At 74.4% G+C, this 925-nt stretch carries 2 pseudogenes; both read left to right on the forward strand.

Features of this window, described 5'->3' with window-relative positions:
* Nucleotides 1–383: pseudogene (locus tag KBX53_RS34325) on the forward strand (trans-aconitate 2-methyltransferase); the annotation flags it as partial.
* A pseudogene (locus KBX53_RS34330) lies at nt 380–925 on the forward strand (adenosine deaminase); the annotation flags it as partial. The pseudogenes KBX53_RS34325 and KBX53_RS34330, both read left to right, overlap by 4 nt.

Genomic DNA, 925 nt, shown 5'->3' on the forward strand with positions numbered 1-925 from the left:
GCGCCCTGCGGGAGGTCGCCGACCGGCCGACCTGGCGGGCCGACGTCGCCCCGCTGCTGCGCGCCGACCCGGTCGACGATCCGGCCGACTACGCGGCGCTGCTGACCGCCGCCGGCTGCGCCGTGGACGCCTGGGAGACTACCTACGTGCACCTGCTACCGGCCCGACCCGCGGCCGAGCACCCGGTGCTGGTCTGGATGGAGGGCACCGCGCTGCGCCCGGTCCGGGCCGCGCTGGACGCCGCCGGCTGGTCCGCCTTCCGGGCCGAGCTGGGGGTACGGCTCGCCGCGGCGTACCCGGTGCGGCAGGGTCAGGTGTACTTCCCGTTCCGCCGCGTCTTCGTCGTCGCCCGCACCGGCGACCATGTTCAGGAGAACCCGTGACCGACCTGCCCACCTTCATCGCCGGCCTGCCCAAGGCGGAGCTGCACGTGCACCACGTCGGCTCCGCCTCGCCCCGGATCGTCGCCGAGCTGGCCGCCCGCCACGAGGGACGCACCCCCGTGCCGACGGACCCGGACGCGCTGGCCGCCTACTTCGAGTTCCGCGACTTCGCGCACTTCATCGAGGTGTACCTGAGCGTCGTGGACCTCATCCGGGACCCGGAGGACGTCTGGATCCTCACCCACGAGGTGGCCCGGGAGCTGGCCCGCCAGCAGGTCCGGTACGCGGAGCTGACCATCACCCCGTACTCGCACGTCCGGCGGGGCATTCCCGCCCCGGCGTTCTGCGAGGCCATCGAGGACGCCCGCAAGCGCGCCCAGGCCGACTTCGGCATCGAGCTGCAGTGGTGCTTCGACATCCCCGGCGAGGCCGGCCTGCCGGCAGCCGAGGAGACGCTGCGCATCGCGCTGGACGAGCGCCCGGACGGGCTGGTCAGTTTCGGCCTGGGCGGCCCGGAGATCGGCGTGCCCCGACCGCAGTTC

The organism is Micromonospora sp. M51, from assembly GCF_018070305.1.
GTDB lineage: Bacteria > Actinomycetota > Actinomycetes > Mycobacteriales > Micromonosporaceae > Micromonospora > Micromonospora parva.